Here is an 18,590-nt window from a genome sequence, read left to right as displayed (position 1 = left end):
CGTTCGCTGACATCAGGGCTGAAGCTCGCTGAGTTCCAGCCAGCGCTCTTCGGCAGCCTCAATGGTGGCGATCAGCTCCGCTAATTCGCGGCTGACCTGCGAGAGATCCGTGCCATGACCGGCCAATTTCTCCTCGAGGGCCGCCTTGCGTTCCTCCAGTTGCGGTAGGCGCTGGTCGAGTTGTTGCAGTTCCTTGGTTTCCTTGAAACTGCGCCGCCGCGGGCCCGTCGATGACTTGGCATCGGCTTGGCGGCTGTCTTGTTTGACCGTGGGCAACGGCGCTGAGGTCCGTTGCCGTTCCTGCTGGCGCTGCTGCTCGAGAAAGCCGCTGTAGTTGCCCTCGAACCGCTGCAGACGACCCTGATCGAAGCAGAACAGGCGATCCACTGTGCGGTCGAGAAAGTACCGGTCGTGGGACACCACGATCACGCAGCCCCGGAAGTCTTCAAGAAAGTCCTCCAGAACGCTCAGGGTGCGGACGTCGAGATCGTTGGTGGGTTCATCCAGCAGCAGCACGTTCGGGGCCTGGATCAGCATCCGGCACAGGGTCAGACGCCGACGCTCGCCTCCGGACAGCTTGGTCAGGGGGCTGTGCTGCTGAGCCGGGGGGAAGAGAAATCGTTCCAGCAATTGGGAGGCGGTGACCTGCTCTCCGCCGACTTCGATGCGGCTGGCGGCTTCTTCAACGAATTCGATCACCTTGCGCTGCAGTCCTTCCCCCTCGGTGAAGGCTTCGGTGTGCTGGTCGAGGTAGCCGATGTGCACGGTTTCTCCCAACCGCAACGCGCCAGACGTGGTCTGACGCCGACCGGCGATCAGATCCAACAGGGTCGACTTACCGCTGCCATTCGGCCCGATGATGCCAATGCGATCCTCCGGGCTGAAGCTGTAGCTGAAGTCTCTGAGGAGGGGCCTGCCGTCGGGCTGGCCATCGGCGGTGACTCCCACGGCTTCGGCCTCGATCACCAGCTTGCCGATGCGGCGGCTGACGCTGGCCATTTCCAGGATTTTGCGCCCCTGCTGGACGGGGGCCTCCCGCATGGCCTCGATGCGCTGCAAGCGGGCTTTCTGTTTGGTGCTGCGGGCTTTGGGTCCCTGCCGAAGCCAGGCCAGCTCCCGGCGCAGAACACCACGGAATTTGGCGGCGGAGGACGCTTCCGAGGCCTCCTCGTCCGCCTTGTGCTGCAGGAACGTGCTGTAGTTGCCCTGGTACGTGCGAGCCCGTCCTCGGTCCACCTCCACCATGCGGCTGGTCACCCGATCCAGCACGTAGCGGTCATGGGTCACCAGCACCAGGGCCCCTGGGTAGCGGTCCAACCAGCTCTGCAACCACTCCACGGCGGCTGCATCCAGATGGTTGGTGGGCTCATCCAGCAGCAGCACATCCGGGCAGGCCACCAGGGCGGAGGCCAAGCCAACCCGCTTCCGGTAGCCCCCCGAGAGGTCCGCCATGGGACGCTGGAGATCGCTTATGCCGAGCTTCTGCAGCACTTCCTGGCATTGCTGCTCGAGGCTCCAGGCCTCTTCATCGTCCATGCGCTGGCTCAGTTGCCCCAGTTCGGACAACAGTGTTTCGTTCTCTGGGGCTGCTGCCAATGCCTCGCTGAGGGCGCTGAAGCGCAGCAACAGGTCGCGCTTGGCACCACAGCCCTCCAGAACCTGCTCCAGCACGGTCAGGCCGGGGGTGACACGACTCTCCTGACCCACCAGCTCCACCCGCAACCTGGGGGAACACCGCCGTTCTCCCGCCCCGAGTGGTTCCATACCCGCCAGCACCTTCAGCAGGGTGGACTTACCGGCACCGTTCGGGCCGATCAGCCCCAGCCGTTCACCTTCCCCGATGTGCAGCTCAAGATCGGCGAACAGGGTGCGGATGCCGAAGTCCTTGGCGGCACCCACAAGGCTGATCAGACTCACGAGGTGCGCGCAGACAGTTGACCGTCCAGATAAGCAAACACGCTCTTGTCGCCGACATCAGCGGCGGCGTCCATCCCGAACTTGCGCAGGGCGAGAACCACCAGCAGAGCAGCAGCCACCGCCATCAGCGCCAGGCAGACGTGAGGGTCGATCAGGCCGACCAGTCGGCCCAGCAGAGCCACAGGCAGCAACAGGGTGAGGCCGACAGCTTCCAGGCGCTGAAAGCAGAAAAACTCCTTGAAGCCGATGCCCGCCAGGGCGGCGAACACGGGCCCGATCGCCACGATCCACAGCCGTTGATCCGCCAGGGTGAGCAGGGCATGGGGCGGACCGGCGCTGATCAGCAGCGTTCCCCAGCCCAGGCAGCCCGTCAGCCAGAACAGCTGAAGCGCTCGGTGCAGGGGGCGGAGGTAAATGTGAATCCAGAGCAGGGCCAGCCCGAGACCGATGCCCATGGGCAGGATCCAGACCCATGCCCAGCGGGCACCAAGCAGCCAGCAGTGCAGGATCCCCGCCAGCAGCGCCAGACCTGTGGTCAGCAGAGCCAGGCGATAGCGCTGCACCTCATTGCGGTCGGCTTCGGTGATTGTGTATGGGCCGTAGACCCCCTCAAATTGCGGATCAGCCGTGGTCATGGCCTGGGAATGCCGGCATGCACCAGTGTGCTCAGGTCAGGTCCAGCCGGAACAATTCCGCCGGGATTCAGCGGAAACAAGGCCCCGAAATAGTCCTGGCGCCATGCTTTGGCATCACAGGTGTCGTCCACACCAGGAAGCGCGTGGAAGCGCTGCCGCCAAAGCCACAGATTGGGGAATTGCCAAAGTGGTCGGCGGCTGCAGCCGAACAGAGGGGCGTAAACCACCTCCCAGCGGATCAAGGTGGGGAACAGGCGAACATCCGACAGGCTGAGCTCATCGCCGCAAAGCCAGGAGCGACCATCTTGAAGAGCCTGCTCCACTTGCTGGAGGGCGTTGAAGAGGTCTGTTTCGGCGAGGTCGTAGGCCGCCTGGGTGCGGGCGAATCCACAGCGGTAGACCCCGTCGTTGACGGCTGGTTGCAGCAGCGATTGCCAACGGTCGATCTCCCCTCGTTGATGCGCAGCTGCCAGATCCGGTGCCCCATCGGGTGCTGGCCATTCGTTGAACAGCTCCACCAATTGAGCGCTTTCGTTGCCGAGGATCCGAGGCCCGCTGGGATCCACCAGCACCGGCACGGTGGCCCGGTACGAGGGGGGAGCACCACAGCGCCGGTACAGCTCCAGCAAGGTGTGACACCCCTGCCAGGGGGGATCCAATTGCCATCGGCCGGCGCGGTGGTCGGCCCTGGCGATCAGCGGTGTAACGCTGCTGCCGAGTCGCCGCAGTTGATGCACCAGCCAGGTGCGGTGGGCCCACGGACAGCTTCTTCCGAGGATCAACAGGGGGCGTCGCTGCTCTGGAAGCGTTGAGAGAACAAAGGATGGAACGCTGGCGCTCAGGTGATCGCTGCTGGGTCGCTGGTAATTCCCCTCCGCATCAGCCGGCCCCAGGCCTCCCATTAATCGCTGCCATTGCCATTGCCAGCCCTGCCGGGCGGCGATCACAAGAGCCGGGGGGATGGCCATGCTCAGTTGCTGTTGGCTTCAGTCTTGCCGTTTCCCATGCTTCAGTCAGGGGATTCAGAAGCTTGAGATGACCCGCTGCGATGTGCTGGTGGTGGGTGGCACCCATGGCAACGAAATCAATGGGGCCTGGCTGGTGGACCAGTGGCGTGATCAGCAAGATTTGCTGGATGCCGCGGGGCTCTCTCTGGCTCTGGAGATCGGCAATCCCGAAGCTCGCACAGCCAACCGTCGCTACGTCGACCGAGATCTCAACCGCTGCTTCACCGCGGATCTGTTGAATCAGGGGGAGCAGGAGCAGGAATTGCAGCGCGCCCGGCAGCTCCTCGCTTGGCACGGCCCCGACGGCGCGAACCCCTGCCGGGTGGCCCTGGACCTGCACAGCACCACAGCAGCCATGGGCAGCTGCCTGGTCGTGTACGGCCGTCGCCCCGCCGATCTGGCACTGGCTGCACGGGTGCAAGGGGCTCTTGGACTGCCGATCTATCTGCATGAGGCCGATGCCGCTCAGACCGGGTTTCTGGTGGAGCAGTGGCCCTGCGGGCTGGTGATCGAAGTGGGGCCCGTGCCTCAGGGGGTTCTGGATGCACGGGTGGTGCGCCAAACCCGGATCGCCCTCGAGACGTGTTGTCGGGAATTGGCCGCGGCGCGTGCGGGTACGGGCCGGGACCCCCACAACCTGGTGGTGCATCGTCACCTCGGCAGTGTTGATCTGCCGCGTGATCAACGGGATTGTGCAGCTGCCATGGTTCATCCACAGCTGCAGGGACAGGACTGGCGGCCGCTGATGGACGGAGCGGCCATGTTTGAACTGCCTCGCGGAGGCACGGTGCCGCTTGAGGTGGATGGAGGAGAGACCTGGCCCGTGTTCATCAATGAGGCGGCCTATGCCGAAAAGAGGATCGCCTTTTCATTGACCCGCCGGGAGGTCTGGCCCATCGATCCGAGTTGGGGTCAGGCGTTGGAGCAGCTGATGGGCTGAGCCTCAGCGAAGCGGCCCGTTGTAGGGAACATCGAGGATTTCATCGCCATCGATAGAAATCAGTACTTCGGTTTCGAGGGTTGGGTCAGGGGGACTTTGCTGTTGCCATCCCGGCGCCCCTCCTTTGAAGCTGAACCTGTAGCCGTTCTCGTCGGCAGAGACGAGGCAGTCCACACCACGGGTGACGTACATGCAGCGGTCGGCGCGATACAGACGCAGACCACCATTGAGCTTTTCGGCCAGCATCCTGGCCAGGTTGGCTGCTTTGGTCTGGGCGTGGGTGTATGGCGTCTGGGCCTGGGCCGTGGGAGCGGCCAGGCTCATTGCTGCGAGCAGAAGGCTGATCAGACGCATCGGCGCGGCGAATGGCGTTAATCCACTCTGATCGGTTCGGGGTGGCTTAACCACAGGCCCAGACACCTTTGCCTTCCTCACTGCAGAGCAGATCACTCGACTGACCATCAGCCCAGTACAGCCGCAGACGATCGTCGTCCGTCCCCAGGCGAAGGGTGAGGGACTGAAGCGGTCCGGCAGGGACTTTCTGATCGATCTCTGCGTTGCCAGGGCTTCTGGCGCTGAGTTTCCGCTCCAGTTGATTAACCCGCAGTTCGAGTTGCTCAAGGGCGGCTTGGCTGGTCTTGTCTGCGCCGGTGGAGGATGGCTTCGAAACACAGCCGCTGAGAAGCAGGCAGCTCAAAGCCATGAATGACAGCGCGAAATAACAGCGTTTCATCCGACGCAGGAACGTTGGCTACAGCCTCTCAGTTGAGACCGGTCGGCACCAGCCGCTCACTCCAATAAATGGTGGCACCTTGAGCCTCTAGTTCATTGCGTCGATGGCGAGCCAGTTCCAGAGGAACTGTTTCCTCGAGACGACGTCCAGCATGGAGCCAGCGGATCAGGACCAAAACGGGCTCCGGACAACACCAGAACCTTAAATCTTTGTGAGCTGGCCAGTCACTGACAGGGCTGCCCAAAACGCTTGCCGCAATAACCGAACACACCTCTCAACCTTCCGTTACATTGGTGTGAGGCAGGGCACACCTGCCCTTCCTTAAACCGTTCCTTCGGGAACACTTCTTTCCGTTCTCATGACCACCACCCTCCAGCAGCGCTCCGGCGCTTCCAGCTGGCAGGCTTTCTGCGAGTGGGTCACCTCCACCAACAACCGTCTGTATGTCGGTTGGTTCGGTGTGCTGATGATCCCCACCCTGCTGGCTGCCACCATCTGCTTCGTCATCGCTTTCGTCGCCGCTCCTCCGGTTGACATCGATGGCATCCGCGAGCCCGTCGCTGGCTCCCTTATTTACGGCAACAACATCATCTCCGGTGCTGTTGTTCCTTCCAGCAACGCCATTGGCCTGCACTTCTATCCCATTTGGGAAGCTGCTTCTCTTGATGAGTGGCTGTACAACGGCGGTCCTTTCCAGCTCGTCGTCTTCCACTTCCTGATCGGCATCTACGCCTACATGGGTCGTGAGTGGGAACTCTCCTACCGCCTGGGCATGCGCCCCTGGATCTGCGTCGCCTACAGCGCACCTGTCGCTGCTGCCTCTGCAGTTTTCCTGGTCTACCCCTTCGGTCAGGGCTCCTTCTCTGACGCCATGCCCCTGGGCATCTCCGGCACGTTCAACTACATGCTGGTGTTCCAGGCTGAGCACAACATCCTGATGCACCCCTTCCACATGCTGGGTGTTGCAGGTGTGTTCGGTGGCTCCCTGTTCTCCGCCATGCATGGCTCCCTGGTGACCTCCTCCCTGGTGCGTGAAACCACCGAGACCGAGTCCCAGAACTACGGCTACAAGTTCGGCCAAGAGGAAGAGACCTACAACATCGTGGCTGCCCACGGTTACTTCGGTCGCCTGATCTTCCAATACGCCTCCTTCAACAACAGCCGTAGCCTCCACTTCTTCCTGGCTGCCTGGCCTGTTGTCGGCATCTGGTTCACCGCCCTGGGCGTGTCAACCATGGCCTTCAACCTGAACGGCTTCAACTTCAACCAGTCCATCCTTGATGGTCAGGGCCGCGTCCTGAACACCTGGGCCGACGTGTTGAACCGTGCCGGCCTCGGCATGGAAGTGATGCACGAGCGTAACGCTCACAACTTCCCCCTCGACCTGGCTGCTGCTGAGTCCACTCCTGTGGCTCTGCAGGCACCTGCCATCGGTTGATCTGGAATCAAGTAACGATTCAGATCAACTGAATCGGAAAGCCCTCACCGCAAGGTGGGGGCTTTTTGTTGTGCCAACGTTGGCTTCCTGCGTTCTGATCAGCGTTGGACCTGATGGACTCCCTTGTGGCCCGTTGGCGGCTGCAGCCTCATCCCGAAGGCGGTTGGTACAGGGAAGTGCAACGGAGCTCCATTCAGGTCACAAGGCCCGATGGCCAACCACGCAGTGCCATCACGACCGTGCTGTTTCTGCTCGGTGCCGGGGATGTGAGTCGCTGGCATTGCGTTCACGGTGGTGATGAGATCTGGACCTTCCTTAGTGGCGCTCCCCTCAGCCTGTTCCAGCATTCCGATGCTGCAGACGGACCCCATGAACAGGTGATCAGTGAGGATCAGCCCGTGGCCTGGGTTCCGGCGGGGGTCTGGATGGCAGCCCGGAGTCAGGGAGATTTCACTCTGGTGAGCTGTTGCGTCGGCCCAGGGTTCAGCTTTGACGATTTCGAGATGCTGCGTGATCGAGACCGCTCTCAATGGCCAAAGGGGGTTGATGAACGGTTGATCTGATCTCCGGCGCTAAAAGGCACGGTATCGAGTTGATATTGACTCGATATAAATGCGATTTCGTGCTTTTTAGATCTTTCCTGTCGTCCAGTAGCGAACCCGATTGGGATGGCGAGCCAGGTAGGTCGACACCGCGGTCTCGGCGGATGACTCCTGGGCCTGCAGCAGCAAGCCATCCAGGTCGCTCTCAGGTAAATGGAAGCGGCTGAGGAACGCTGTCACCGCAGGATGCAGCTGATCCATGCCCTGCCGAGCCACGGCATGGATGCGTTCTGTTGCTCCGAAGCTGCCCTTGGGGTCGTCAAGGAAGCGCAGTTTGTAGCGGGCAAACATCCAGTGGGGGGTCCAGCTCGTGGCGATCAGCCAGCGTTGCTCGTCGATCGCCTGGGCCAACACAGCAGCCATGGCCGCGCTGCTGGACGCCACCAGCTCCATAGACGTCAATCCGTATTGCTTCAGGGCTTTCAGTGAGGCCTGGTTCAGGCCAGACCCCGGGTCGATGCCCTGGACCCTGCCATCAAAGCGAGCCGCCAGCTGCGGATCCTGGAGTTGCTCAATGCTGGCAATCACCTCCTCTGGCACATAGTCGGGCACGATCCAGCCAAGCCGGCCGGAATACATCGGCCCGAGATCCAGCACTCGATCACGCACCTTGCTCCAGTAATCCCGATGGGTGCCTGGCAGCCAGGCCATCAGCATCAGGTCCAGATCGCCGCGGGCCACGGATTGGTATTGGATGCCGATGTCGGCCATCACCCGTTCCACCGGTTGATTCAACTCCGATTCGATCAGCTGGGTCGCCATCAGACTCACCACTTCGGCATCGGCCCAAGGCGACCAGCCCAGCTTCAAGGGGGCACCGGCAGAGTTGCGGTCGTTGCTCGACTGAACCTGGGACGTTGATCCAGGCGTGTCCGTCGCCGGGGCGGATGTGTCGGCTTCAGGGCGGCTAGCCAGGTTGTGCAGGGAGGCACCCGCCAGACCCAAGCCAGCCAGCAGCACACTGCGTCGTCGCCAGAGCTGAAACTTGTTCATCGAATCCTCCAAAGCGTGGCCAGGCTGCGGACCCGATCCCGCGCGGATCGGCTGGGGGGTGTGCTGAGGCTCTGGCTGAGACGGTCCAGGATGACCGCCAGGATCACCACGGCCAGGCCTCCCTCAAAGCCCAGGCCAATGTTCAGCTGCTGGATGCCCCGCAGCACCACATCACCCAGCCCACTACCACCGATCATCGAGGCGATCACCACCATCGAAAGGGCCAGCATGATCGTCTGATTCACGCCGGTCATCAGCGTGGGAAGAGCGTTGGGCAGTTGCACCTTGGTGAGCAACTGCCACTCGGAGCAGCCGAAGGATCGCCCGGCCTCGATCAGATCAGCCGGAACCTGGCGGATGCCCAGAACGGTGAGCCTTACCACCGGTGGCATCGCGAAGATCAACGTGGCGATCACCGAAGGAACGGCGCCGGTGCTGAACAGCATCACGGCAGGAATCAGGTATACAAAGGCCGGCATGGTCTGCATCAGATCCAGCAGCGGACGGGTGAGCTGCCAGATGCTTCGCTGACGGGCAGCCAGCACACCCAAAGGAAGACCGATCGCGAGGGCCAGCAGGGAGGCGGTCAGCACAAGGGCCAGGCTGCTGACCATTGGCTCCCACAGGCCCATGGTCTGCACAAGATTCAGACCGAGAAGACTGAGAAGACCGAATGCGGCACTCACACGCCAGAGCCCCAGCAGTGCCACCAGCAGTGCGAGCAGCCAGGGGGCGGGTGCATTCAGCAGCTGTTCGACGAACGCCGTCAGCACAAAGATGACGGTGTTGATCAGGCTGAACAGGGCACCGCCGTTGCCAATTAGCCAGCTCACGATGCTGTCGGCTGTCGCGCCCACCGCCCCGGCTTCGCTGGCCTGTGCCAGCCACAGCTGACTGAAGAGCTCACTCATCGACTAAGCGCCCGCAGGATCGTGTTGGGTGACACCGAGCCGATCAGATGGTGATCGTTGCCGACAACCGCCACAGGCCTGTTTGCGGCCGTGACGATCGGTATGGCCTCCTTGAGGAGCATGGCTGAGGAGAGCACGGTGAGGTCGGGATCCTTGGGATCCCATCCGTCAGTCAGTGGCGATGGCTCGGCAATGGCTCCAAGGGTGAGGACGCCAGCGGGATCAACACCACGGAAAAATTCAGCCACCGCCGGCTCGGCGGGGGTGCGGAACAGCTTTTCCGCTGTATCGCACTGCAGCAGACGTCCGTCCTGCATCAACGCGATGCGATCGCCGATCCGCACCGCTTCATCCAGATCATGGGAAATGAAGACAATGGTGCGCCGGTGTTCCCGTTGCAGATCCAGCAGCAGATCCTGCATATCGGCACGGATCAGCGGGTCCAGCGCCGAGAAGGCTTCATCCATTAGCAGAACGGGGGGATCCAACGCCAGAGCCCTCGCCAGACCGACCCGCTGACGCATGCCGCCGGACAACTGATCCGGCGTGCGGTGCAGATCCCCACCGAGGCCAACCCGCTCCAGCGCCTGCTGAGCTTTGGCCAGGCGTTGGCGGCGGGGGACGCCGGCCATTTCAAGCCCAAAGGCTGCATTCTCCAGCGCGCTGCGCTGCGGAAAAAGGGCGAAGGATTGGAACACCATCGCCATGCTGCGCCGCCTGAGGGCACGCAGTTCGCCTCGGCTGAACTGCTGCAGCGGTCGCCCTTCAATCTCAACAACCCCAAGGCTTGGGCTGATCAAGCCATTGATCATGCGCAACAGGGTGGACTTGCCGGATCCGGACAGCCCCATCACCACAAACATCTCCCCGGCCCTGATCTCCAGGGAGACGTCCTGTACAGCAACCCTGGCTTCAGAGGACTGAAGTAGTTCGGCTGGCGACGCTCCTGGCCTGCCGCCGAAACTTTTCCAGACCTCCCGGAGGCGGATCGGCTCATTCATGCCAGCCCAACACCCGCTAATGAAATGTTAGGCATGCTCAGCTCGATTTTTGAATGTTGAAATATTCCCTGCGTCTGCCTGCGCGGCAGTGGGTCTTGTGGTCTGAACTGTGCTGCTGGTGGCCGATTGTTCTCTCAATCACTGACAACCAGCCAGGCTGTGTCTAGGTTTCAGTCGTGTGATTGCAGATCACAAAGGCTTCATTTTATTCATTCGGGTTTGGATTGTCCTTGCCTTAATGAACGTCAAGGAGCCTGTTTGAACTTCGAATTGATTTGGAATGACGTCAACGCAGAACCATCCATTGCAAACGCAGGACGATCAGCAGCGTTTTGGACAATCTCCTGAATCGGTTCGCGAGACGGATCACTACCAGCAGGAGTACATCGAAGACTTCACCGATCGCTGGGATCGATTGATCGACTGGAATGCACGGGCTGAAGCGGAGGGTGATTTCTTTATCCGTCTGCTCAAGGAGCACGGTGCCCGTTCGGTTCTGGATGTAGCCACAGGAACTGGTTTTCACTCCATCCGATTGCTGGAGGAAGGATTTGATGTGGTCAGTGCGGATGGCAGCCCCAACATGCTGGCCCGGGCGTTTCGCAATGCTCGCAACCGTGATCAGCTGCTGAGGACATCGCAGGCGGATTGGCGCTTTCTCAATCGTGACATTCACGGCGAGTTTGATGCTGTGATCTGTCTTGGTAATTCATTCACCCACCTGTTCAAGGAGCGGGATCGGCGTAAAGCTCTGGCTGAGTATTACGCCGTGTTGAAGCACAATGGCATCTTGATTCTTGATCACCGCAATTACGACCGGCTGCTGGAGGGCGGATCGGCCGTTCGACAGGGCAAAGGCAATGTCTATTGCGGAAAAGATGTGGAGGTTGGTCCTGAGCATGTTGATGAAGGTTTGGCGCGCTTCCGTTATTCCTTCAGTGATGGTGGGGTCTATCACCTCAACATGTTCCCGTTGCGCTACGGCTACGTCCGTCGTCTGATGTCTGAGGTTGGCTTCCAGCAGATCACCAGCTTTGGTGATTATCAGCGGGACTTTGAAAATCCCGATTTTTATGTTCACGTCGCGGAGAAGGAATATCGCTTCGACGTCGACACCACCATGCACTGAGGCTGATGGGCACAACGAATGGCTCTGCGGCGGATTCCGTTGCGGCGACCTACTACGACAGTCAGGACGCTGATCAGTTTTACGAACAGGTTTGGGGTGGGGAGGATATTCATATCGGTTTGTATGCAACGCCGGATGAGGCCATCGCGACGGCCAGTGACCGCACGGTGCATGCCCTGCTTGAGCTGGCCGACCCACTGCCTCAAGGCGGATGCGTGGTGGATCTTGGGGCGGGCTACGGCGGAGCATCCCGGCGCCTTGCTCGCTGGAGTGAGCGACCGGTTCATGCCATCAACATTTCGGCGGTTGAGAACGACCGCCATCGTCGACTAAATGTTAATGCCGGTCTTGAGCAGCAGATCACGGTGCACGACGCTTCGTTTGAGCAGGTGCCCGTGGCCGATTCCAGTGCAGACCTGGTGTGGAGTCAGGATGCCATCCTGCATGCCGGCGATCGAGCCAAGGTGTTGGCCGAGGTGTCCCGCCTGCTGAAGCCTGGGGGATGTTTCGTGTTCACCGATCCGATGGCGGCCGATGGTGTGGAGATGGGATTGCTGCAGCCGATCCTCGACCGTATTCATCTCCCCGACCTTGCCTCACCGAGTCGATACAGGGCTTGGGGAGATGCGGTTGGCCTGACGATGGAGGTTTGGGATGAACGCACTGAGATGCTCGTGCGTCACTACGACCGGGTCCGGCAGGACACCCGGTTACGTCGTGCACAGCTGGAAACCAGCATCAGTTCCGGTTATCTCGATCGGATGGATGTGGGCCTTGGCCACTGGGTGGATGGTGGCCAGCAGGGACGCCTCAGCTGGGGACTGATGCGGTTGCGCAAGCCTGGTTGATTCAAGGGGTGGTTCTGAGGTCGGGATCTTCAGGGTTTTAATTGACGCTTGACGCCTCAGCTTGGGGAGAATCTGGAGGTGATGGATTGGTTTGAAGCGTCTCTTCAGGGGATTCAGCTTGATCAAGAATGGTCTTGATGTTGATGCTATCCATCACTTCGCTTCCGGAAACAACACTGACATTGATACGTTGGACTTCCATCTGCATTTTTAGTCCGTCAAATTTTTCGCTTAGTTTCTTGTTGATGAGGTCCTGAATAATTTGAACTTGTTTGTAGCTTGGTGTTGTTGGGTTGGTGACACGAACCACCAGGATAATCTTCGGGGTTGGGTTGCTGCTCAAGTAGTCTGGCCAGTCAAACAGGATGTTTTCCAGTTCCAGGGAATCATTGCTACCGAAAGGTCTGGGTTTTCTTCTTTAAGTACATGCTGATTCCCTTTTCGATCCTGACCTTGGCGTAGTCTCGTTTCAGCGCATAGAGGTGTTGTTCATAGCGGCCGTAGAGCTTGAATCCCACCCAGCTGGCCAAGGTCAGGGCCAGCATTAGCGGCAAGCGGGACCGTCGTTGCCGGCGCAACTTGTCTCGGAAGTAGGGCTCTCGGATGGCCAGTACCGAGATCCCTCCGATCAAAATTCCCAGCAGATTGGCGGCGTAGAGCAACCCGGCACCGCGCGCGTCCGCAAAGTCTCCTGCCGCCAGCATCAGCCCCATCCGCAGACTGGTGGAACCAGGGCTACGGCAATCGCCGTGCCGGCCATGGAACTCACGGACCCGGGGTTGACCTTGGCGTAGGTGGCAATGGCACCGGCGGCCAGGGCGATACCCAGGTCCAGGAGCCTCGGGCTTAACCGACTCTGGATTTCCCCTGAGAAGGCGTCCACGGTCAGCAGGCCATTGGCTTGAGCGATCAGCCCAAGCATCATCGACAGCAGCGTGGTGACGAGGGCTCCGGCCACCAGGGTGAGGGCCTAACGGGGCAGCAGTCGCCAGTCACCGATCAGCACAGCGAAGACGGCCACCCGCAGCGGCAGGATCCAGGGGGCTACCACCATGGCTCCGATCACCACAGCAGCGTTGTCGGCCAAAAGGCCGAGGGTGGCGATCAAACTGGCACCCAGGGTGAGCACCAGAAACGACTCATTCAGCTTCGCGTCGCCGTCGTAGCTGCGGTGCAGCTCATCCAGGCGATCTCTTTCCTCCAGCAGGCGTTGTTGATCGACGGTCAACGCTTAGGGATCGTCAGTTTTTCCTTCCCACGATGACCGGAGGTGTGCCCCCTGGTGTCCCGGGTAGTGCCGGAACCACCTCCGTGCGGCCATCCCACTTGTCAAGAAACAGTTTGAACAGCACCTGGTCGTCCAGGCTGCGGTTGAGGGTGTCGTAGCGGATGGCTTCCTGTTCAGCGATCTTCACCTCCGTCTGGGCTCTCAGCAGTTGCTGTTCAGCGATCTGTTTCTGTTCAATGGCTGCTCGGTACTCTTCGGCGATCTGCAGGCCGGTCAGGTCAAGGCCGCGCACCTCCACATAATCAAATTTGTCGAGTTCCTCGGCCACGGTGCGCTCCACCAGGGAGGAGATGTCGTTCCATTCGGTGGCGATGGTCACCAGCTCGTACTGCGAGAACACCGACTTGAGAGCCTTCAACAGGGAAGGCTGAATGATGCGCGGATAAATCTCGCGATCGGTGCTGGCAATGGTGCGGTAAATGCGTCCGGCTTCGTTAGGGCGGACGGCGTATTTAACGGTCGCGGTGGCCTCAATCACCTGAAGGTCTTTCGTCAGCGTGGCGAATTCCTCGGGCCTCACCTGCGTGCGCACATCGAAGGGAGAGGCCGCCTGGACGAAGGGGATCTTGAAATTCAGGCCCGGCAGACGTGATCCACCACTCACCTTGCCCAGGGTGGTGACCACGGCCACCTGTCCGGCAGGAACGATAAACAAGGACTGACCCAGCAGCAGCAGCACGCTCAGCAGGATGGCAACCAAACCCACCAAACCAGTGGAGGGATCGTTGATCGGACGGGGGGTCTGCATGGCAGCCGTAGCATTGCGATGATGATGTCGGTTGGTCACCGGGTGTTGTTGGCTTTGGCACTAAACCGACACCAAATTCTTCGGCTGTCTCTTGGCCTACAAAACTGCAATCGAAGTACCTCGTTCAGGCAATGCCTGGATTGATGGTCTGACGGACGGCTTCCGCTGGGGCACCACAGCGACAGACCCTGCTGTCGGCACCACCTTCATCAGCGATACATCTGATCGGCCGGGTGGTGAGTTCGGGGGCTATCCCTCCTGGGGTTGGAGTGATCAAGAGCGCCAGCTCATGGAGGGTGCCATGGAGGAAATCTCTGCGGTTTGTTCTCTTCAGTTCGACGACCGCGGAGATGACAACGACGATGGGGTGGAAATCTGGTATTACAACCTCGATAAACGTCAGTCAGAAGGAAGCTATGGCTTCGCCTACACCCCCGGCAGCGACTCTGATGAAGGGTTGGTGGCCATCAACTGGTCGACCTATCAAAACGCTGATGGCAGTTTCAAGAATTCGATTGCTTCCGGCAGCTTCTACGGCATCACGTTTTTGCATGAGCTCAGTCATGCAATTGGCCTTAAGCATCCCCATGACAAAGGTCTGCTTGATCAACCCCGTTTCCCTGGTTTGACGCACAGGTCGAATGAATTTCGGGACAAAGGCGATTTTGACCAGAACGCCCACCCCTTCACACAGCTCAGCTACGTCGATAAGGGAGCTCGTAATGGAATGGTTCCGGAATCGATCGACGCTTACGGCTTTCTGCAGACGCCGGGGGCGCTGGATATTGCTGCATTGCAATGGATATACGGAATCAATCCTGACGCTGCCTCCGGAGATGACACTTACACCTTGCCGCTGGAGAATCGCCAGGGAACGGGGTGGCGTGCGATCTGGGACACCGGCGGGGTGGACCGCATCACGGCAGCTGGTGCCACAGCTCCTGTCACCATCGATCTGCGCAACGCGACCCTTGGTGATGACGTCAATGCCGGTGGCTATGTCAGCCGCGCGGAGGACGTCTTCGGTGGTTTCACCATTGCCCACGACTGGGACGGCAGAAACCTCGGCCAGCCTGCGGGGTTTTGTGTGATTGAGATCGCCATCGGTGGCAAGGGAGATGATCTCCTGATTGGCAACGATGCTGACAACCGGCTGAAGGGAAAGAAAGGCGCTGATGTTCTGGCTGCCGGCGGTGGCGATGGCAACCGGGTCACCGGTGGCAAAGGGAAGGATCAGTTCTGGATTTCAGCCCAACAGGGTGCACTGGTGGAGGTGACCGATTTCAACCCCCGCAAGGATCGACTGGTCTTCGATGTTGATGTCAGTGCGGTGACCTTTTATTCAGTTGACGATGGCAGCCAGGTGTTGATTGATGGTCGTGTGGTGGCGCAACTGCCAGGTGTGAGTGACCTGGATCTTGAACGGCATGCCCTGTTCAGCGGCTTTGAGGGGCTCTAGGCCGACTCCTGAAGTGAGGCCTGAAGCTGGCTGCTGCGCTGCGCTTCACAGCGACGGCACTCACGGGTGTCGAGCGCGAAGAAATTGAGCGACAGCGTTTTGCCGCAACTGCTGCACTCACGGGTTTCGGCCGGTGGACTGGTCAGCAGCATGATTTCAATGTCGTGTTGATTGTCACTGTGCCACTGACTGTGCTCTAGATCACATGGCGATGGGAGTCAGAATGAACGGAGGCACTTCGTTGAGATGGCAAAAGACGCGGGAACGCAGGCCGACAACAAGAAACGGCGCCGCCGAGAGCCGGCCATTCCGCTTGAGCAGGTGTCCCCAGCAGTGCTGACCTCCACCAGGGATGTGGCGTTCACCTTGCACCAACTCCATCTGGATCCATCTGCTGAAGAGGTCCTGAAGGCGGTGCTGGATCGAGCTGCCCATCTCGAGGAACAGGCCAGCGGCATCACGGTGTTTGATGACTGACGCATTGCCCCCCGATCAGGAGAGCGCCGATCAGGCGTTGCGGTTGTTGCTCCTCGCCATTGCCGGGCCGAACTATGCCGGTGCCCTCAAGGAGGGCAATGTGGCTCAGCAGATCGACCGCTGCCTTACCTGGGTCAAAGCGGAAGCCTCAGAGGCCGCCTCCCTGATCGACTCCTGTGTGCCCCATGGCAAGCCGATGCTGGCTCAAGCGCAGAAACGCTTGGAGGTTCTGGAATCTCTGAAGCTGTTGCAGCGGTTGGCTGAATCCCACTTTGCCGAGAGCTGATCGTTGGTGTTGTGGGCGGGCCAGCGCTCACGTGGATCGTGGCCATCGCGCCAGGGGGTGAACATCAGGAAATTTCCGGCGACGAGCCCCGCCGTGACCAGCACAGCCACGATTTGCTCCAGGGTTTCGATCGACATGGGGACGTGTCCTGGTCACCTGCGCAGTCTGCGCCTGACCCGCGGAATGATGAGAAGGTCCATCACAGCAAGGCTCAGCAGGCAGGGAACGAAACCTTTCCCCACCAAATTTCAAAAGGCACGTTCCTGATCGAGATTGCAGATCAGCAGTTCGAAGAATCAGAACAAAGCAACCTTGACACCGAGAGACTTTGTTGCAAAGCGAGATTCGCTGTCGTTCAGGCCCACCAATCTGACCATGGGCAAGTAGGTGAAGTGAATGGAGTTTGAACCCAGGACCTCAAGGGCGGAGTCTTGATGGCGTTGCAACCTTGAAAACTGTGTTGATGCTGATCAACCCTTGTGGGTCACAACAGTGCCGGAGACGGGATCCGTCACGCCAAGTTCTGGCGATAGCTCCTCGAGGAGATCACGCACATCATTCAGATGCTGAATCATCTGGGGCCGAGCATCTACAAGGCTCTTTTCGCTTTCCCAGAGACCCACGAAGCAGTAACGCCGCTCCCCGGTCTTGGCCCAATAGGCATCCAACATTCCCTCAGGGTTGACCCATGCTTGTGTTGCCGAAATGAATGACTCTTCGCAACCCGCTTTGCAGATCACACGGACATTGTTCAGAAATTTGGCAGCCATGGGTTGATTGATCTTTTGTTGAATTTCTCAGAGATCATCCTCAAAAAAGGTGATCTGAATCACAAGTCTTGGTCATCAAAGCATTTTTCAGTGCCGGCAGCCGCTCAAATTTTCTGTTTCCTCTTGTTTTTAGGCTAATGGCGTGCGACAAATGCTAGTGAACGCAAGCAAATAATTGGCACAAAGGATATTTCAATAAAGAAAGTTACTGCCTGCTATGGCCAGGTGTTCAATTAGCTTCGGAAGCTGAATTCAACGCGTATTTTAGGACGCTTTCGAATCATGTTCATCACTTGAATTCCAGAGTTCTGCGCTTTGCGCTCTTCCGATAGGCCCTTGAGAATGAGAGATCCGCAGCCATGCCAGTCTTCGCTTTTTTCAATCAAGGCTTGAGCCTGTTGGAAGAAGGCCTCAGCTTGTCTGAGATGCTGACTCCTTTTTGAGTCCTTCTCTGTGGGTTGAAACTGATTGTTTTTGATTTTGCTGTCACAACTTTCTTCTACTAACAATAGCCTAAAGAAGCTCAGTTGTTAAGGCGCTGATATGTGGCAGCTCCGGATGATGATCGAAGTGGAAATTCTGACTGGTCAATGCTAACGCCGTCAGGGGTGCTTGGGTTGAGTGCCTGACAGGGGTGGGGGTTGCCGTTGGTCCTTCTGATTGGTTAGTCGTTTGTCGCGTCTGTTTGAGGACAGCACCTCCAGAAGCCAATCCCGTTGGTGCTACTTCTGGCGACGCGCTTGCAGACCATGCCATCACGACTTGGATCGTTGTTGCTCGTCACGGTGACGCATTCAGAGGCATGGACTGATTGGACGAACCACATCGCTGCTGTTGTGAGCATTAGTGCGACCCGTTTTGCCAAGAGCTACTTGCGACCAAGACAAAGTACTTGGTTGGAATGTTCTGAACGTTGAGGCAAGTCTTCTGCACCTTCGCGGGGGTCGCCGTCCCTCTGCCCTGCAACCGCGAGGAAGCTTGGGCTTCAACGGAAGCTGTATCCAAGATGCCAGCCTCTCGGCCGGTCCAGGCTTAAGAATCGAAGGATGACGAACAGCACTCCGAATCTCATCGCCTGGATGGCTGAGTACCAGAAATATCTGGACCTCATCGAGATGGATGCTGTTGAAGAGGCTGCTGCACTTCAGCAAGACATCCAGGAGGGACTGGAATGGGTTGGACTGACCTGGGCTGACCTCGAATTTGCGAGCAGTCAACAAGCTTGAGTTTGCATGGTGGTCATCGCCACCGTCCCCAACAGGTCTCGAGCAACAGCCTTCTTGCCCTTTCTGACCTCCCATGGCCATGTGTTCGACCTCAAAGAATGGCCTCTCTTTGAACTCCCCCTGATGGATTCGAACCATCGACCGACTGCTTAGAAGGCACTTGGTCAAAGGGCGCTGTATCA

26 protein-coding genes are annotated in these 18,590 nt (G+C 59.3%); 10 read left to right on the top strand and 16 right to left on the bottom strand.

What is annotated here, in order from left to right:
- Window positions 1-12 precede the first annotated feature (12 nt).
- The 3 genes from SynA1524_RS09740 to SynA1524_RS09730 are packed head-to-tail and all read right to left on the bottom strand — an operon-like array spanning window position 13 to window position 3,520.
- Window positions 13-1,917, bottom strand: a complete 1,905-nt coding sequence (locus tag SynA1524_RS09740) for an ABC-F family ATP-binding cassette domain-containing protein (protein ID WP_186497379.1) — start codon at window positions 1,915-1,917, stop codon at window positions 13-15.
- Window positions 1,914-2,552: a DUF2301 domain-containing membrane protein gene (locus SynA1524_RS09735; RefSeq protein ID WP_186497377.1), complete on the bottom strand. Its 639-nt coding sequence runs from the start codon at window positions 2,550-2,552 to the stop codon at window positions 1,914-1,916. The genes SynA1524_RS09740 and SynA1524_RS09735 overlap by 4 nt, the downstream gene beginning before the upstream one ends.
- On the bottom strand, window positions 2,549-3,520 hold the full coding sequence (locus tag SynA1524_RS09730; protein WP_186497375.1) for a glutathione S-transferase C-terminal domain-containing protein: 972 nt from the start codon (window positions 3,518-3,520) through the stop codon (window positions 2,549-2,551). Before SynA1524_RS09730 ends, SynA1524_RS09735 begins: the two co-directional genes overlap by 4 nt.
- A gap of 67 nt (window positions 3,521-3,587) precedes the next feature.
- Here SynA1524_RS09730 and SynA1524_RS09725 point away from each other — a divergent pair, with 67 nt between their 5' ends.
- On the top strand, window positions 3,588-4,499 hold the full coding sequence (locus SynA1524_RS09725) for an aspartoacylase (RefSeq protein ID WP_186497373.1): 912 nt from the start codon (window positions 3,588-3,590) through the stop codon (window positions 4,497-4,499).
- 3 nt (window positions 4,500-4,502) lie between these two features.
- On the opposite strand, the gene SynA1524_RS09720 is transcribed toward SynA1524_RS09725, so the two are convergent.
- The 3 genes from SynA1524_RS09720 to SynA1524_RS09710 are packed head-to-tail and all read right to left on the bottom strand — an operon-like array spanning window position 4,503 to window position 5,407.
- Window positions 4,503-4,853, bottom strand: a complete 351-nt coding sequence (locus SynA1524_RS09720) for a hypothetical protein (RefSeq protein ID WP_186497371.1) — start codon at window positions 4,851-4,853, stop codon at window positions 4,503-4,505.
- Between the two features lie 46 nt (window positions 4,854-4,899).
- Window positions 4,900-5,232, bottom strand: a complete 333-nt coding sequence (locus tag SynA1524_RS09715; RefSeq protein WP_186497369.1) for a hypothetical protein — start codon at window positions 5,230-5,232, stop codon at window positions 4,900-4,902.
- A 28-nt stretch (window positions 5,233-5,260) separates the two neighbouring features.
- Entirely contained in the window at window positions 5,261-5,407 is a 147-nt protein-coding gene (locus tag SynA1524_RS09710) for a YWSERL motif small protein (protein ID WP_186497367.1), read from the bottom strand.
- A gap of 183 nt (window positions 5,408-5,590) precedes the next feature.
- Between SynA1524_RS09710 and psbA the strand changes: the two genes are divergently transcribed.
- Together psbA and SynA1524_RS09700 are read left to right on the top strand one after the other, a co-directional pair.
- Window positions 5,591-6,670, top strand: a complete 1,080-nt coding sequence (gene psbA / locus SynA1524_RS09705; RefSeq protein WP_011127848.1) for a photosystem II q(b) protein — start codon at window positions 5,591-5,593, stop codon at window positions 6,668-6,670.
- A gap of 113 nt (window positions 6,671-6,783) precedes the next feature.
- Window positions 6,784-7,233, top strand: coding sequence for a cupin domain-containing protein (locus tag SynA1524_RS09700; protein ID WP_186497365.1), 450 nt, complete (start codon window positions 6,784-6,786; stop codon window positions 7,231-7,233).
- A gap of 66 nt (window positions 7,234-7,299) precedes the next feature.
- Here the strand turns inward: SynA1524_RS09700 and SynA1524_RS09695 are convergent, their stop codons facing one another.
- Genes SynA1524_RS09695 through SynA1524_RS09685 form a run of 3 tightly spaced genes read right to left on the bottom strand, consistent with a single transcriptional unit; the run spans window position 7,300 to window position 10,177 of the window.
- Complete coding sequence (locus SynA1524_RS09695; RefSeq protein WP_186497363.1) at window positions 7,300-8,265, bottom strand: glycine betaine ABC transporter substrate-binding protein; 966 nt, start codon at window positions 8,263-8,265, stop codon at window positions 7,300-7,302.
- Window positions 8,262-9,176: an ABC transporter permease gene (locus SynA1524_RS09690; RefSeq protein ID WP_186497361.1), complete on the bottom strand. Its 915-nt coding sequence runs from the start codon at window positions 9,174-9,176 to the stop codon at window positions 8,262-8,264. Before SynA1524_RS09690 ends, SynA1524_RS09695 begins: the two co-directional genes overlap by 4 nt.
- Window positions 9,173-10,177, bottom strand: a complete 1,005-nt coding sequence (locus SynA1524_RS09685; RefSeq protein ID WP_186497359.1) for a quaternary amine ABC transporter ATP-binding protein — start codon at window positions 10,175-10,177, stop codon at window positions 9,173-9,175. Before SynA1524_RS09685 ends, SynA1524_RS09690 begins: the two co-directional genes overlap by 4 nt.
- 280 nt (window positions 10,178-10,457) lie before the next feature.
- Here SynA1524_RS09685 and bsmA point away from each other — a divergent pair, with 280 nt between their 5' ends.
- Window positions 10,458-11,306: a glycine/sarcosine N-methyltransferase gene (gene bsmA / locus SynA1524_RS09680; RefSeq protein WP_011128772.1), complete on the top strand. Its 849-nt coding sequence runs from the start codon at window positions 10,458-10,460 to the stop codon at window positions 11,304-11,306.
- Between the two features lie 5 nt (window positions 11,307-11,311).
- The gene (gene bsmB / locus SynA1524_RS09675; protein ID WP_186497351.1) at window positions 11,312-12,154 is read left to right on the top strand and encodes a dimethylglycine N-methyltransferase; all 843 of its coding nucleotides are present in this window, start codon (window positions 11,312-11,314) and stop codon (window positions 12,152-12,154) included.
- Window positions 12,155-12,191: 37 nt separating this feature from the next.
- Here the strand turns inward: bsmB and SynA1524_RS13080 are convergent, their stop codons facing one another.
- The 5 genes from SynA1524_RS13080 to SynA1524_RS09665 all read right to left on the bottom strand — a co-directional run bounded on the left by SynA1524_RS13080 (window position 12,192) and on the right by SynA1524_RS09665 (window position 14,190).
- Window positions 12,192-12,464 (bottom strand): hypothetical protein, encoded by a 273-nt coding sequence (locus tag SynA1524_RS13080; RefSeq protein ID WP_286188560.1) that lies wholly within the window; start codon window positions 12,462-12,464, stop codon window positions 12,192-12,194.
- 82 nt (window positions 12,465-12,546) lie between these two features.
- The gene (locus tag SynA1524_RS13075) at window positions 12,547-12,867 is read right to left on the bottom strand and encodes a hypothetical protein (RefSeq protein WP_286188559.1); all 321 of its coding nucleotides are present in this window, start codon (window positions 12,865-12,867) and stop codon (window positions 12,547-12,549) included.
- A complete protein-coding gene (locus SynA1524_RS13070; RefSeq protein WP_286188558.1) occupies window positions 12,858-13,112 on the bottom strand; it encodes a DUF389 domain-containing protein in 255 nt (84 codons plus the stop codon). The genes SynA1524_RS13075 and SynA1524_RS13070 overlap by 10 nt, the downstream gene beginning before the upstream one ends.
- A gap of 12 nt (window positions 13,113-13,124) precedes the next feature.
- Entirely contained in the window at window positions 13,125-13,382 is a 258-nt protein-coding gene (locus SynA1524_RS13065) for a DUF389 domain-containing protein (protein ID WP_286188557.1), read from the bottom strand.
- Window positions 13,383-13,395: 13 nt separating this feature from the next.
- Window positions 13,396-14,190 (bottom strand): prohibitin family protein, encoded by a 795-nt coding sequence (locus SynA1524_RS09665; protein WP_186497349.1) that lies wholly within the window; start codon window positions 14,188-14,190, stop codon window positions 13,396-13,398.
- Between the two features lie 91 nt (window positions 14,191-14,281).
- On the opposite strand from SynA1524_RS09665, the gene SynA1524_RS09660 reads away from it, so the two are divergent.
- Window positions 14,282-15,649, top strand: a complete 1,368-nt coding sequence (locus SynA1524_RS09660; RefSeq protein WP_186497347.1) for a M10 family metallopeptidase C-terminal domain-containing protein — start codon at window positions 14,282-14,284, stop codon at window positions 15,647-15,649.
- Here SynA1524_RS09660 and SynA1524_RS09655 read toward each other — a convergent pair.
- A complete protein-coding gene (locus tag SynA1524_RS09655; protein WP_186497345.1) occupies window positions 15,646-15,801 on the bottom strand; it encodes a hypothetical protein in 156 nt (51 codons plus the stop codon). The two genes, SynA1524_RS09660 and SynA1524_RS09655, sit on opposite strands and share 4 nt — an antisense overlap.
- 94 nt (window positions 15,802-15,895) lie before the next feature.
- On the opposite strand from SynA1524_RS09655, the gene SynA1524_RS09650 reads away from it, so the two are divergent.
- The 3 genes from SynA1524_RS09650 to SynA1524_RS09640 are packed head-to-tail and all read left to right on the top strand — an operon-like array spanning window position 15,896 to window position 16,819.
- Entirely contained in the window at window positions 15,896-16,126 is a 231-nt protein-coding gene (locus SynA1524_RS09650; protein ID WP_186497343.1) for a hypothetical protein, read from the top strand.
- Window positions 16,119-16,412 (top strand): hypothetical protein, encoded by a 294-nt coding sequence (locus SynA1524_RS09645; protein ID WP_286188556.1) that lies wholly within the window; start codon window positions 16,119-16,121, stop codon window positions 16,410-16,412. The genes SynA1524_RS09650 and SynA1524_RS09645 overlap by 8 nt, the downstream gene beginning before the upstream one ends.
- 38 nt (window positions 16,413-16,450) lie before the next feature.
- A complete protein-coding gene (locus SynA1524_RS09640; RefSeq protein ID WP_186497341.1) occupies window positions 16,451-16,819 on the top strand; it encodes a hypothetical protein in 369 nt (122 codons plus the stop codon).
- A 63-nt stretch (window positions 16,820-16,882) separates the two neighbouring features.
- Here SynA1524_RS09640 and SynA1524_RS09635 read toward each other — a convergent pair whose 3' ends face one another.
- Window positions 16,883-17,182, bottom strand: coding sequence for a hypothetical protein (locus SynA1524_RS09635; protein WP_186497339.1), 300 nt, complete (start codon window positions 17,180-17,182; stop codon window positions 16,883-16,885).
- Window positions 17,183-18,228: 1,046 nt separating this feature from the next.
- Between SynA1524_RS09635 and SynA1524_RS09630 the strand changes: the two genes are divergently transcribed.
- A complete protein-coding gene (locus SynA1524_RS09630) occupies window positions 18,229-18,408 on the top strand; it encodes a hypothetical protein (protein ID WP_186497337.1) in 180 nt (59 codons plus the stop codon).
- Window positions 18,409-18,590 lie beyond the last annotated feature (182 nt).

It is taken from the genome of Synechococcus sp. A15-24 (genome assembly GCF_014280195.1).
In the GTDB taxonomy this organism is placed as follows: domain Bacteria; phylum Cyanobacteriota; class Cyanobacteriia; order PCC-6307; family Cyanobiaceae; genus Parasynechococcus.
The sequence above is the reverse complement of the archived record's forward strand: the minus strand, read 5'-3'. Positions and strand labels throughout refer to the sequence as shown.